Consider the following 14160-nt stretch of genomic DNA (forward strand, 5'->3'; position numbering starts at 1 on the left):
AATCAATGATTGAGATTATGTACCGCATTTGTTCTTAAAGAACAAGAAGAGAACATATATTTTTAACGCCAACTATAATATACTGAAAAGGTTAGAAAATATTCCGGATCTCTAGTCCTGTTTGGCATGTTCGGCCAATGTTTGTCCGACCGCTTCGGCAATTTGTGCCACCGAAAATGGCTTGGGCAGAAAATTCACCTTGTCGAGATCGATCGATTTGCGCAATTGCTCCTCCGCATAGCCCGACATGAACAGGATCGGCAACGCCGGAAAATTTTTGCGGACATGCTTTGCCATCGTCGGGCCGTCCATATTCGGCATAACCACATCGGAAACGATCAGGTCGAACTGCTCGTCCTCGTCAACCTGCGCCGCGAGCAGGCCGAGGGCTTCTTCACCCTCGCTGGCGGTTACAACCGTATAGCCTTGACGCGTCAGGGCCCGCTCGGCGACAGCGCGCACCATATCCTCGTCCTCGACCAGCAATATATGCGCGCTGCCCCACAATTCCTTTTTCGCCGTTGCCTTCACCGGCTGCGAATCGAGCGTTGCCCGGTCCAGGTCTTCCTTCGTCGGTTTGTGAACCGGGAAATAGATCGAGAAGGTAGTGCCCTCGCCCGGCTTCGAGTCAGCGAATATATAGCCGCCTGACTGCTTGATGATTCCATACACGGTCGACAGGCCGAGACCGGTCCCCTTCCCGACCGCCTTGGTGGTGAAAAACGGTTCGAAAATCTTGCCGATCACATGCGGCGGGATACCGTTGCCGGAATCGGAGAAGATCAAAGCCGTGTAGTCGCCCACCGGCAGGATATCGCTTTTCAGCTCCTGGACATCGGTGGCCATCACTGCCTGGGTCGAGATCGAGATCTTGCCGCCATTGGGCATCGCGTCGCGGGCATTGACGCCAAGATTGATGATCACCTGCTCGAGCTGTCCCGGATCGGCGCGCACCAGTCCGAGATTGCGGCCGTGCCGCACCTCCAGCTCGATCGTCTCGTCGAGCAGCCGCTTGAGCAGGTTGGAGACATCGGCAACCACGTCGGGCAGTTGCAGCACCTGCGGCCGCAGCGTCTGCTGGCGCGAAAAAGCGAGCAATTGCCGGGTCAGACCGGCCGCTCGGTTGCTGTTATTCTTGACCTGCTGGATATCGTCATAGTCGCTGTCCCCCGGCGCGTGGCGCAGCAGCATCAGGTCGCAATGGCCGATGATGGCGGTCAGGATATTATTGAAATCATGAGCGACGCCACCGGCAAGCTGGCCAACTGCCTGCATCTTGGTTGCCTGCGCCACCTGGCTCTTCAGCTTCGATTCCTCGCTATTGTCGCGGATCGAGAGCAGCACCGCCGCTTCGCCAAGCCCCCGCACACCGGCAATACCCAGCGCCACGGGTTCCTCGCCGCCGTTGCGCAGCCGTACCGCCAGATCGCCGGCCAGCGGCGGGCCGCTAGCATAGCGCCGCACCGCATCGGAAACCGCCGACTTGTCATCGCGGATCATCAGGTCGCCGGGATAAAGCGGCTGCTCCTTCTCGCCAATACCGGCGGTCTTGGCAAATGCCTCGTTGAGAAACAGGAAACGCCCGTCGCGATCGGTCAGGGCCAGACCCAACGGCAGCAGCGACAGCATCGATTCCACCTGTTCGAGCGCCTTCCCGCGTTCGACCATGCCGCCGTCGTCGTCGATCAGCAGGATCAGCGCCGGTCCCTTTTCCTTTTCCCGGTCCAGTGGAACGTGGAAAAGGCGCACCGGCGTACCATGCCGTCCCTCGCGCTCGAAAAAGATCGTGCCCTTGTCATCGGAACGCAGGAAATTGATAAAATTGCGGCCGGTTATATTGGCATCCACCCGGCCGGTTGCGCGCAACGCAAAAGCCTGGTTGGAGGCCCTGATCCGTCCTTCGCCACCGATCACGCTGGCCAATATGCCGACTTCCGAAAAGGCCCGGCCGCCGCCACCACTGACGAGACTGATCATCTCGTCGAGCAAATCCGCCCGGATTTGCGGTATCATCTGCCAGAGCAGATATTCCTCGCCCTGCCCCGCGCGGACAACTTTCGCGTTATATTCCGCCACGCCGCGCTTCAGTCCCTCGGCATAGCCGCGGCCATCGCGCCAGGCCGTCCGCCCGGCCGCCGCGAGCAGTTCGTTGCCCCCCGCCTGCAACGGCAGTTCGGGTGGAACCGCCGCGCCATTGAACCATTTGGTAAAAAGCTCGTTGGCACAGACCAGCCGGCCGGCCCGGTCGGTAATCGCCAGGCCAATAGCCGACTGATCGGCGACCATTCGGGTAACCGCCCAGTCGTCGGGATCCGCCTGATCCTGATCGGTGGCGACATGTTCCGGGCGCAGGACATAGGCCACGCCGGCCAGACTGAGCACCAGCGCCAGAAACGCGATCAGCAGCGTGATATTCTGTACCTGCCAGTAAAGCAGTCCCGCGGACGCCAATATTGCAATCACCAGAACGAGGGCCCGCGTCCGCACGTCATTCTGCATCTTGCGCGTGCTGGGGTTCAGCAATCCCGACTTGTGCTGCGCCTTACTCGCCATCATCTGTCCCGTCGGCGATGATCTTGCTCAACCGCCCTTTCCGTTTCCGGCCGATCCACCAGCGCCAGCCAAAGGAACTCACGAGATAGCCGACAGCAGCAAAAAATATCGCAAACAACAGAAACCCGAACGCGGTAACCCCCGCTTCGCGGCCCAGCCAGCTCAGCCATTGGCCGAACTCGCTCTGGATATGGGTGTTGATCGGCTGGCTTGACGTGAGGGCATCTATCTGCAGGGCAAATTTGCCGGTCTGGTTGGCCGCAGCGATCCAGAACGGATAGGTCAGTGGATTGGTGATGAATGTCGTTATCGCCGCAATCGGGACATTGGCGCGCACGGGCAACGCCAGAAAGACCGCCGCAAATATCTGCCCCACCGGGACCAGAAAGGCTGCCAGCATTCCGAGGGCAACCCCGCGCGGTACCGAGCGACGGGTGAAGCGCCACAATTCCGAACGCAAAAAGCGGTGGGCAATCGGCTTGAGATATTTGTTCCGCTCCATCGCCGCGCGGGTCGGCATCTTGCGCTGGAACCAATGGACCACATACATGATCAAACGCGCCGCAAAATCCTTGTCTCGGATATTGGGCCTGGGATCAGCCATGATCGCGCATCAGCCGGCCCTGCTGCCTTTTCCAGTCGCGATCCTTTTCGGTCTGCCGCTTGTCCGGCGCTTTCTTGCCCTTGGCCAGAGCCAGTTCCAGCTTCGCCCGTCCCTTGCTGTTGAAATAGATGGACAGTGGCACAATCGTCATGCCCTTGCGCATGACCGCGCCGTGCAGCTTGTTTATTTCGCGTCGGCTGAGCAGCAACTTGCGCGGCCGCGTCGGTGTGTGATTGTGCCGGTTGCCATGGCTCCATTCCGGAATATTGGCGTTGACCAGCCAGACTTCTTCGTCCTTCACCTCAGCATAGCTTTCGGCAATCGACCCCGACCCGAAGCGCAGCGATTTTACTTCCGTACCGGTCAGCATGATCCCGGCCTCGAACTTGTCTTCCAGAAAATAGTCATAACGCGCACGCCGGTTTTCGGCGACGACCTTCTGCCTGTCAAATTCTACCGGCCGCGGTTTTGCCATCAGACCAGCCCAGCCCCTTCCAGAGCAGCGTCGACAGCGTTGCGGCTGGCTTCGGACGGCGGCGTCATCGGCAAACGCAGATCGGTCGAGAAATCCTCGAGCACCCGCGACATGGCATATTTGATCGGACCAGGCGAAGCATCGGAGAACAGCGCCTTGTGCAGGGGATAGAGTACATCATTCAGCTCGCGCGCCTTGGCATAATCGCCAGCGGCACAGGCAGCCTGGAACTCGGCGCATAATTTCGGCGCGACATTGGCGGTCACCGATATGCATCCGATACCGCCGGCGGCGTTAAACGCCAGCGACAGCTCGTCGACACCGGACAGCATGACAAAATCATCGGCACAGCTTAGCCGGTGCGCGGTAACCCGGTCCAGATCGCCGCTGGCATCCTTGATCGCCACCACACCGGGCAGTTTCGACAAGGCCGCGACCGTGTCGGGCATGATATCCGTCACGGTGCGCGCCGGAACATTGTAGAGCACCAGAGGCAGATCGGTCTTTTGCGTCAGCGTGGTAAAATGCGCGGTAATGCCCTCCTGATTGGGCCGGTTATAATAAGGCGCAACCACCAGACCCGCTGTTGCGCCGCATTTCTCCGAAAAATTCAGGTGGAGCAGTGCGTTGGTCGTATCATTGGAACCGCAGCCGGCGATAACCGGCACCCGGCCGGCTGCCTGTTCAATACATATTTCGATCACCCGGTGATGCTCCGCATTGGACAATGTAGAAGCCTCTCCGGTGGTCCCGCAGGGCACCAGGGCACTGCTGCCCTGATCGATTTGCCAGTCCACCAGAGCGCGAAACTGATCTTCGGCAAACGATCCGTCGCGAAAGGGAGTCGCCAGAGCCGGTATTGAACCCGAGAACATCTATTAATCCTTTATATTTGCCTTGGAAATGGGCAAAGCTGCCACCAAGTCATTTTCATTATTAACGGTGATATAGTTCGCCGTTCAGCGCCTGATAAGGAGCCTAGCCGTAAAATGTCCAGCATGGTATCAAGATTTGTTATAGCGGCACTGCTTTTCAGCCCCGCCACCTGCATGGCCGCCGACAATATCGGCGAACAGATGGGCTGGCAAAACGAAAGTGCGGGCCTGTCCGATCCGACTGGCGGCAATGCGGTTCTGGGGCTGCAGCGTTGGCGTGTGCTGACGCAGTCCGACAATTATTCCTTCGAGGATTATGCCGGCTTTCTGGTAACTTTCCCGGGCTGGCCCGAAGACACGAGAATGCAGCGTAACGCCGAACAGGCAATCAATATCAACAGCTTTTCCCCTGCCCGCGTGCTCGCTTTCTTCAGTCGATTCGAACCGATAACCAATGCCGGCGCGGCCAAATTTGCGGTTGCCCTGCAGGCGACCGGTCAGCGGGAGCTTGCCGAAAAATGGGCCAGAACGGCCTGGCGTGGCGGCACTCTGACTGACGAGGACGAGGCAGCACTGCTCTCGCGTTTCAGTTCGGCGTTCAGCATCGAGGATCATGACGCGCGCATGGACGCGCTATTATGGGCCAGGGCAACACGCGATGCGGCGCGACAACTTGGATTTACCTCGCCCGCACGCCGCCCGGTGTTTCAGGCGAGACTGGCCCAGCTCACCGAATCCTACGATGCCAATGACCAGGCCAGCGCGGTTGGCGGCATCGCTCGCGACGACGCCGGCTATCTGGCCGATCGCGCCCGCTATTTGCGCAATCAGGGACAAAGCGCGGCGGCGCGTCAATTGCTTGCCACCCGTCCGCCACTGCGCGTCAAACCCGCCTCGCCGGAAACCTGGTTCGAGGCAATGCTGATCAATGCCAAAGCCGCTGCCAATGACCGGCAATGGTCGACGGCCTATAATATCGCCTCGAAGATCGAGGATGCCTATGCCGTGCCGACACGGATCGCTGACGAGAATTCGCGTGTGCGGGACAAATATTCCGATCTCGCCTGGATTGCCGGCACAGCGGCGCTGAACGGTCTGCGCCAGCCCGCCATGGCGGTACGGATGTTTGATCTGTACGCGCAATCCTATGACTCGCCGAATATAACCTCCAAGGGCTATTACTGGGCGGGCCGCGCCGCTGCCGAAGCGGGCCAGACCGAACAGGCAAATGCCTATTTCGAGAAAGCCGCAGCTTTTCCGGACTATTTCTACGGCCAATTGTCGCTGGAACGGCTCGGACGTCCGCTGCCGGAATTCAACCGCAAGCCGGCGATCGAAATAACCGAAGAAGACCGCAAGGCCTATGACAGCGAGCCACTTGTAATCGCGGCCAAGGCTTCGATCCGCACCGGTCCGTGGAAAGAGCAGATCCGGTTTCACCGGGCACTCGCCTATAATGCCAAGACAGCCAAGGACTATCTGCTGCTCAGCGATCTCTCAACCCGTATCGGGGCCCGAGATCTCGGTGTGATCAAGGGCATCAGCGCGCTGAGCGCCGGTGTCGGAGCGATCGACGAGACATCCTTCCCGACCATGCCGGTGCCGTTTGGCCATGAAAGCACCTGGACGCTGATTCACGCGATTACCCGGCAGGAAAGCCAGTTTGCCGAAGGCGCGATCAGCCATGCCGGCGCGCGCGGCCTGATGCAGCTGATGCCCGGTACCGCCCGCGAACAATCCGGCAAGGCGAACCTGTCCTATAATCTCTCGTCGCTGACCGATGATCCGCAATATAATATCCAGCTGGGAAGCGGCTATATCCAGCGGATGATGGACTATTACGGCGGCAGCTATCCGCTCGCGATTGCTGCCTATAACGCCGGCCCCGGCAATGTGAACAAATGGCTCCGCGCCAACGGCGACCCGCGTATGGGCGGCATCGACTGGATCGAGTGGATCGAGGACATTCCGATTTCCGAGACCCGCAACTATGTCAAACGCGTGCTGGAAAATGCAGTCGTTTACGACACGAAAAACCCTCGAGGCCCGACGATCCGCAGCGACACACCACTGACACGCTATATAGGCAAGAATTACAAGGGTTGAGCGATCGGGCACGCTCGCAAGCTTCTATGGCCGATTCGGCCCGTAAACCAGCATCGGATCATGCAGCAGGCGGCACCGGCATGACATTCGGAATATCGCGCGAATGCAGGACCCGCGAATTTCGGAATCACCTGTAACCTGCCCGCCTGTCTTCGCGAATAGAGTGCAGGTTCAGATATTTTGGAGAATTCATGCCCCAGACGTCCCGCGGAATAGCGATATCGCTATCCATCATGCTGCTGCTCAGCGTAGCAACGCAATTGCTCTATATCGTAACCCTGAAGGGCGTCGGGATTGTCGAAGGCTGGCCGCTGCGATCAACCATCTGGACCACGGAAATCCTCCTGTTTACCGGTATTACGATCGCTTCGCTTGCCGCTCTGGTGCGATCGCTATCCATGCAATGGGGCTGGGCCGCTCTTGCCGTGGCCGGGATGATAAATATCGTCCAGTCCGGTATCGGCCTGTCGATGTTTCTGCCAGCCGCCAAAGCCGGTCCCGAGTTCGCACCGCTGATGGGCACGCTGCTCGCCGGGTCTTTCCTGTTCTACAATCTCGCCAAGGCGATAATCGGACTGACGGCGTTTCTTTTCGGACTGACGCTGTTCGGCAGCGACAAGACGAAAGTTCGGCTGGTCGGCCTGATCGCAATGGCAGCCGGAGCTATCGCAACCATCCTGAACATAGCCGCGGTCTATCTGGGGCTAGGCGCAGTGCCTTTGGCCGGAGCCAGCGGCGCTATTGCGACATTTTTGGCGGCTGGAACAATCTGGCTGTCGGCGCCCGCGGCGGAATGAAACCGGTCGCGAGATAGTCCAAGGAAAATTGGCGCGACAATCGTTATTCTTCCACCGCGTAGCCGAAGGCCTTATGCGCCAGTTCGACCAGCTCCGGATCAGCCTCCGGCAAATGATCCGGCAGCGCCGCTTCCAATGCATCTGCGACATGGGTCATGGCTGCAATGCGGGCGGACTTCTTGTCGTTTCCGGCAATCACCTTCCATGGCGCCCAGCGGGTGTCGGTATATTGGAACATGTCGTCCATCGCCTCGAGATAATCGTCGCGCCTTTCCCGGTTGCGAAAATCCTCGGCGGTAATCTTCCAGCGCTTGTGCGGTGTGTCGAGCCTTTTGGCCAGACGCTTGTCCTGCTCTTCCTGCGTGGTGTGGAAGAACAGCTTCACCAGATTGGTGCCGCCATCGATCTGCTGCGCTTCAAATTCGTTGATCTCGTCATAGGCGCGTTTCCAGTCGGCCGGATCACAAAAGCCCTCGACACGCTCGACCAGCACCCGGCCGTACCAGCTGCGATCAAACACGCCGATTTCGCGGCTGCCCGGCAATTTCTGCCAGAAACGCCAGAGAAAATGACGGTCTTTTTCTTCCTTGCTCGGTGCGCCGATCGGCCAGACATCATAATAGCGCGGATCCCATTCGCCGGTCATCCGGCGGATCGTACCGCCCTTGCCCGCCGCGTCCCATCCCTCAAAGACGAGGATCGAGCGGCTGCCGTGAATGATATGCTTGAAATGGACATGCGCCAGCCGATCCTGCAGCGCTTTCAGCGCCTCGCTATAATCGCCGTCAAACTTCTCGTCGGATTCATAGTCGGACAGATCTATGGTCATTCTCACTCCGTTCGCCATATATGTACCAGAGCCGGGAAGGCGAGGCACGATCGGTGGTATCTTTCGCATTTGAAGAGCCTTTGACAAGCTCGGTCCAGGCAGGTCAATCTATATCAGACGCGCCCACAGGGCCATTCGCTTAACCACAACCATCGGTGCTGATGTCACAAATCTCCGGTCTGACGCAATTCCCAATCGCCCAAGGCTTGCCGATGATCGTTAACGCGCCGCAAGGCTTCCGTCACTTCCGACTTTCCGGGCGAGATCCGGCCCGCCTCATTATAGAGGTCCAGTGCGGCCTCAAGATCGCCGCGCTGTTCCGCGCAAAGACCGCGGTTGAAGCCGAGCGAGATATGCACCTGTCCGTTTGCCGCTGCCTCGTCCCACATCCGGCAGGCTTCGGCCGGATTGCTCTTGGTCATCCTGATCGCAGCCTTGAAGAAATTGCTTTCGGTTTTGGTCATGCCTTTGCGACTCTCCAATATACGAATGTCCCGCCGATATTGTTTGGGCGCCAGATCAGCGCGAACCGCATTGGCCGTCGCCGAGACCATGTTTCGGATTACCGACTCGCTGCTTGCAAAATCCTCGTCATCGCCGAAACATATCGTCTGTTCATCCGTTTCCGGAAAGCGTTCCGTATAGATTCTCCGGCCATCATCATATCGTGTCACACGCACCTGCGCCCGATAGTCAATGGTCCGGGTCAGGCAGTCCGTCTTGATATTCTTGTGAGTGACGCATCTTCCCTTGTCGTTCCGCTCGACACAACGCCGCCGTTTCGCGGTCGTTTCATATTGCTCGACGCCGGCGGTTACATTGCCGGTAAGCAAGGCATCCGATCGCACCGCCGATCGTCCGTCAAGGATATCGAAATAGGCCTGTCCGAACAGCGTGACCGCCGAAAGACGATCCTCCAATTCAAAGGCCAGAGCCCGGCCGTCACCGCCACCAAAGCGTTCGATGGCGATCGACTGTATTTGCACAAAATCGGGCGAATTGGCTGGTGTCAGGCCCTCGATGGTGAGCACCTCTGCCTGTGCTGCACCTGACAGACCCGATAGCGCCACCAAAGCGGCCATTGTGGTGCTCAATAATCTGATCATGTCCATCCCCGCGCTGCATCTGTTCACAAATATCGGTGTTATTATGAACAGGTCATTAGCCGTTGATGATCAGCTCCGCAATCCGTTTCGGTTCCTGCATCGGCATGAAATGGGTCAGATCGGGCAGATAGACATCGCGGCCTTTGGCAAAAGCGTCGGCCAGCCCGGGAGGTGTTGGTGAACTGGCAAAATCAAACGCGCCATCGCGAGCGAGCTGCGGCGCCCGCAGAACAGTGACCGGCTGCGTGATTCCGTCGATCAGGGGCCACGGATCCACCGTGCCGCTGGTTGCATAGACCGATGCTTCGGTCTGCGGCGGACAGGCTAGGCGATAGCCACCCTGCCCGTCCGGCAGCAAGCCATGCGCGCAATAGTCGCGCAGCACCGCCGGGTCCCACAATTTATAGGGGTGCCGGTCCTTGAACCGCTCGAACATTTCCTCCGGTCCGGTCCAGCTGTTGCGGCGTCTGGCGACCATTTCGTTGGTCGCGCTGTAATCGGGCGGATTCTGATAGACCGCCCGGTCCATGATGACCGGATCGATCAGGACCAGCCGTTCCAGCAGATCGGGATGGCTGGCCGCAACCTGGACCAGACAATGACCGCCCATACTGTGTCCCGCGCCGACCGCGAAGCGAATGCCGAGCGATTGCACCAGTTCGGCTGTCGCACCCGCGACATCGTTCCAGTCGGTGATGATCGGCGCGGCGCTGCGTCCGTGACCCAGCTGGTCGACCGCGATGACATGGGTGCCATCGGGGAAGGACTCGATCACCTGATCCCAGCAGCGTGCATGAAAGCCGGTCGCATGAAGCAGCAGCACCGAGGCCCCCTCACCCCGCTGGCCCCATTCAAAATAGCAGATATCGCCATGGGAAGACGCGAAAAGATGTTGTTCGGGGATGATACTGGTCAATTCCTAACTCCGTTCGTCTCCGGCATAGCCGGAAGACATGGCCTGCTTCCCAGCGTGTCTCGACTAGGCTTAACACGAACGGAACTGGCTATAATGTTGAGGCTAGCCTTCCTTTGGCGGCTCGACCACCCGGATATGCAGTTCGCGCAACTGTTTCTGCGACACGCCGCTTGGTGCGCTCATCATCAGATCTTCGGCCTTCTGGTTCATCGGGAAGAGGACGACCTCGCGGATATTCGGCTCGTTCGCCAGCATCATCACGATCCGGTCCACACCCGGCGCGGAGCCACCATGCGGCGGCGCGCCATATTTCAGCGCGTTGATCATGCCGGAAAATTCGGTGTCGACCTGCTCCTTGGTGTAGCCGGCAATCTCGAACGCCTTGTACATGATATCGGGCCGGTGGTTCCGGATCGCGCCGGAGGACAGCTCGATGCCGTTGCAGACAATATCATATTGCCAGGCAAGAATATCGAGCGGGTCCTGATTTTCCAGCGCTTCCAGCTCGCCCTGCGGCATCGAGAACGGGTTGTGCGAGAAGTCCAGTTTCTTCAGCTCTTCGTCATATTCGAACATAGGATAGTCGACGATCCAGCAGAATTTAAACGCATTTTCATCGATCAGGCCCAGCTGTTCGGCAGCCCGCGTGCGCGCCAGACCGGCCAGCCTTGCCGCTTCCGCTTCCTTGCCAGCCGCAAAGAACACGCCGTCATCCGGACCACAGCCGAGATCGGCGAGCAGCTTGGCCGTGCCTTCCTCGCCATGATTCTTGGCAATCGGCCCGCCGGCCGCGCCTTCCTTCATGTTGATATAACCGAGGCCCGCGAACCCTTCGCTGCGCGCCCAGTCATTCATCGCGTCAAAGAATTTGCGGCTGTTCTTGCCCGCTTCCGGCGCGACAAAGGCGCGGACGGTGCCGCCCGTAGAGGTAATCTTGTCGAACAGACCGAAGCCGGAGCCCTTGAAATGCTCGCTGACGTCCTGGATGATGATCGGGTTGCGAAGATCCGGCTTGTCATTGCCATATTTCAGCATCGATTCCTTGTAGGGAATGCGCGGAAATTCACCGGCCGGGGTGACCGAGCGGCCATTGGCAAATTCCTCGAACACGCCGGCCAGAACCGGTTCCAGCGTCTGGAATACGTCTTCCTGGGTGACAAAGCTCATTTCAAAGTCGAGCTGGTAAAATTCCCCCGGCGAGCGGTCGGCGCGGGCGTCTTCGTCGCGGAAGCAGGGCGCGATCTGGAAATAGCGGTCGAAACCGGCGACCATCAGCATCTGCTTAAACATTTGCGGTGCCTGCGGCAGCGCGTAGAATTTGCCGGGATGGACGCGGCTCGGCACGAGATAATCGCGCGCGCCTTCCGGGGAGGACGCGGTCAGGATCGGCGTCTGGAATTCGGTAAAGCCCTGCTCGGTCATCCGGTTGCGCAGGCTGGCGATCACCTTGGAACGCAGCATCATATTGGCGTGAACGCTTTCACGGCGCAGGTCGAGGAAGCGATAACGCAGACGGATATCCTCGGGATATTCCTGTTCGCCAAACACCGGCATCGGCAGTTCTTCGGCCGGGCCTTGCATGGACACCGTATCAGCGACCAGCTCGACATCACCGGTCGGCAGATTCTTGTTCACGGTTTCCTCATCGCGGGCGACAACCTTGCCGGTGACCGTCACAACCGATTCAACCCGCGCGCTGTCAAGCAGCTTGAAAGCTTCGCTGCCGGTCTCGCTGACGATCTGGGTCAGACCGAAATGATCGCGCAGATCGACGAACAGCAGATTGCCATGATCGCGCTTGCGATGGATCCAGCCGGACAAACGGACTTCCTCGCCGACGTGCGAAGAGCGGAGCGCGGAACAATTATGGGTGCGATATGCGTGCATGATGGGCCTTTGGAATTGGGTGCTTTCCCAGATGGAAAGATTGCTGGCGTAACACAGGTCTGCGCGCCATTTGTCAAGGCTTGAGATTGTCCGAACGGACCGCAGGCCGCAGGGCATATGGCCTATCGGCCGGGAAGAGACCCAAGTCACCCAAAACCCAGGTTCGCCGGTAAGGCGTCACCAGCGCGGCCAGGGATCCCGACAGGCTCAGGCCTGGCTGTCTTTCCGATCCCTCAGCGGGTAGTCTTCGGGCCGCACCGTCGAGACATTGGGCCGGTCGCCCACTTCTTCCGGAGATTGCCCTCCGGGCGTGCCGTCACTTTCTTCATCCTCTGGAAAACTGTCGGCCTCACCATAAGTCCCGCCCGCTTTCCCGGTATTCATGCCGTAAGACGTCTCCGGCCGGTGCGGCGTCCCGGGCGCTGCGCCGGGGTTCTGCCGTTCATATTCGTGGGAATGTGCGGTTTTTCTCTTGTCACTCGTGGTCATGGCGGATTCTCCATTGTCTGAGGTCATAAGGGCATTACGCTGTTGTTGGCGGATGGTTCCCGGACGACGGAAACCGCCGCTCGACTTGGCAGGAAGGTCGGCGACGCGATCACGGAATATGACCCGCAGAACCCCGGATCTTTGGTCGCCACCATCGGAGAAAAATATTGATTAGTGCTGCTCGTCGGCCACAAAACACTGTTCCCGACCTGGTTGTTTGCTTCGGCGAGTAGTCTCAACCTGGACTGACCGACCAAGATCACGGGACAGTTTAGCGTATCGATAAGCACAGAATCGATAGAGCAATGATACGGTGTGACCAAAACCGGCGAGCGGTCAAAGGCTGGCTCGACTGTCCGCGCTGATCGGAATTGACACCGAGACATCACTGCGGCCGCTTAGACCGATCTTCCACCGCTCAGCGCTGCCTCGCACCAAGCAATTCCGCGATATGGCATTCACCGATCCGTCCGCTATCGCACGCGTCAAGACGGTTTGACTAATCTACGCGCAGCCATGTCAGGTCAGCAATTTTGCGGTTCGCATAGATCATATGGTCGGGGACCAGTGCATCGACACCTCCGCATGGCTGGTCATCATCGCCCGCCAAATCCAGTTACGAGCTCCCCCTGAGCCATGCCGGACCCGAGATCGAATAAACGCCGGACAAGGATCCGCTTCGTCAGATGTGCGAATGGAATAATCACGCTAGTTCGTATCGGTCCGCTCAACTGCGGACAATATGCTTTCGCGTTCGTAATTGCAGATGGTTTCGACCTTGATTTTCGTCGCCTTCGGCAATTCACCGATAAGCAGATATTAACCCTGTAGTAGCTACAGGGTGCATAGGGTTTTGCGACTCGAAACTACAGGAGACGCATCTCATGGCAAAGTCGTGCTGCGACGTTCCCGCCGATTCGGGAAATAGCCACAACGACCCGCTGTGGCGCCGGATATTGTGGTTCGCACTATTCGCGAATGCCACGATGTTCGGGGTGGAAATAGCCGCAGGCGTGGCAGCGGATTCGCGCGCATTGCAAGCTGATGCGCTCGATTTTTTTGGCGATGCTGCCAATTACGCGATCAGCCTGTTTGTCGCCGGTATGGCGCTGAGCTGGCGAGCCCGCGCGGCGCTGGTTAAAGGTGCGACGATGCTTGCCTTTGGCCTGTGGGTGATCGGTTACGCAATTTACGGTTTTTTCGCCGGGTCCGAGCCTGAACCGCATATGATGGGAATAATCGGTGCAGCAGCGCTGGTTGTTAATATCATTGTGGCGCTGATGTTACTTCGGTTTCGCAATGGCGATGCCAATATGCGCTCCGCCTGGATTTGCTCCCGCAATGACGCGCTCGGAAATATCGCAGTCCTCGCTGCGGCGCTGGGCGTATTTGGCACAGGCAATGCGTGGCCCGATTTGCTGGTCGCATCTATCATGGCCTGGCTGGCGATATGGGGAAGCATTGACGTGTTCTCCCAAGCCCGGAAAGAACTTGCTCAGGCATGAAATACGCGCCGAAATTTT

At 58.7% G+C, this 14160-nt stretch carries 12 protein-coding genes; 3 read left to right on the forward strand and 9 right to left on the reverse strand.

What is annotated here, in order from left to right; translation table 11 throughout:
- Window positions 1-111: 111 nt before the first annotated feature.
- The 4 genes from ACHZCJ_RS05865 to dapA are packed head-to-tail and all read right to left on the reverse strand — an operon-like array spanning window position 112 to window position 4507.
- Window positions 112-2499 carry a response regulator gene (locus ACHZCJ_RS05865; protein ID WP_321325011.1) on the reverse strand — a complete coding sequence of 796 codons (2388 nt, stop codon included), beginning with the start codon at window positions 2497-2499 and terminating at the stop codon, window positions 112-114.
- 43 nt (window positions 2500-2542) lie between these two features.
- Window positions 2543-3157: a DUF2062 domain-containing protein gene (locus ACHZCJ_RS05870; RefSeq protein WP_236553772.1), complete on the reverse strand. Its 615-nt coding sequence runs from the start codon at window positions 3155-3157 to the stop codon at window positions 2543-2545.
- A complete protein-coding gene (gene smpB / locus ACHZCJ_RS05875) occupies window positions 3150-3632 on the reverse strand; it encodes an SsrA-binding protein SmpB (protein WP_321324694.1) in 483 nt (160 codons plus the stop codon). The genes ACHZCJ_RS05870 and smpB overlap by 8 nt, the downstream gene beginning before the upstream one ends.
- Window positions 3632-4507: a 4-hydroxy-tetrahydrodipicolinate synthase gene (dapA, locus tag ACHZCJ_RS05880; protein ID WP_159640917.1), complete on the reverse strand. Its 876-nt coding sequence runs from the start codon at window positions 4505-4507 to the stop codon at window positions 3632-3634. The genes smpB and dapA overlap by 1 nt, the downstream gene beginning before the upstream one ends.
- A 114-nt stretch (window positions 4508-4621) precedes the next feature.
- Here dapA and ACHZCJ_RS05885 point away from each other — a divergent pair, with 114 nt between their 5' ends.
- Entirely contained in the window at window positions 4622-6613 is a 1992-nt protein-coding gene (locus ACHZCJ_RS05885; RefSeq protein WP_321324696.1) for a lytic transglycosylase domain-containing protein, read from the forward strand.
- A 191-nt stretch (window positions 6614-6804) separates the two neighbouring features.
- Complete coding sequence (locus tag ACHZCJ_RS05890; RefSeq protein WP_321324698.1) at window positions 6805-7410, forward strand: hypothetical protein; 606 nt, start codon at window positions 6805-6807, stop codon at window positions 7408-7410.
- Window positions 7411-7453: 43 nt separating this feature from the next.
- On the opposite strand, the gene ACHZCJ_RS05895 is transcribed toward ACHZCJ_RS05890, so the two are convergent.
- The 5 genes from ACHZCJ_RS05895 to ACHZCJ_RS05915 form a co-directional block, all read right to left on the reverse strand.
- Window positions 7454-8239: a polyphosphate kinase 2 family protein gene (locus tag ACHZCJ_RS05895; RefSeq protein WP_159640908.1), complete on the reverse strand. Its 786-nt coding sequence runs from the start codon at window positions 8237-8239 to the stop codon at window positions 7454-7456.
- Between the two features lie 164 nt (window positions 8240-8403).
- Window positions 8404-9345, reverse strand: a complete 942-nt coding sequence (locus ACHZCJ_RS05900; protein ID WP_321324700.1) for a hypothetical protein — start codon at window positions 9343-9345, stop codon at window positions 8404-8406.
- A gap of 55 nt (window positions 9346-9400) precedes the next feature.
- Complete coding sequence (locus ACHZCJ_RS05905) at window positions 9401-10261, reverse strand: alpha/beta hydrolase (protein WP_321324702.1); 861 nt, start codon at window positions 10259-10261, stop codon at window positions 9401-9403.
- Between the two features lie 102 nt (window positions 10262-10363).
- Window positions 10364-12148: an aspartate--tRNA ligase gene (gene aspS, locus ACHZCJ_RS05910; protein ID WP_159640902.1), complete on the reverse strand. Its 1785-nt coding sequence runs from the start codon at window positions 12146-12148 to the stop codon at window positions 10364-10366.
- A gap of 207 nt (window positions 12149-12355) precedes the next feature.
- On the reverse strand, window positions 12356-12637 hold the full coding sequence (locus tag ACHZCJ_RS05915; RefSeq protein ID WP_159640899.1) for a hypothetical protein: 282 nt from the start codon (window positions 12635-12637) through the stop codon (window positions 12356-12358).
- An 884-nt stretch (window positions 12638-13521) separates the two neighbouring features.
- Between ACHZCJ_RS05915 and ACHZCJ_RS05920 the strand changes: the two genes are divergently transcribed.
- Complete coding sequence (locus ACHZCJ_RS05920) at window positions 13522-14142, forward strand: cation transporter (RefSeq protein WP_321324704.1); 621 nt, start codon at window positions 13522-13524, stop codon at window positions 14140-14142.
- Window positions 14143-14160: the final 18 nt, after the last annotated feature.

Origin of the sequence: uncultured Parasphingorhabdus sp., from assembly GCF_963677535.2 — a bacterium.
Classification (GTDB): domain Bacteria; phylum Pseudomonadota; class Alphaproteobacteria; order Sphingomonadales; family Sphingomonadaceae; genus Parasphingorhabdus.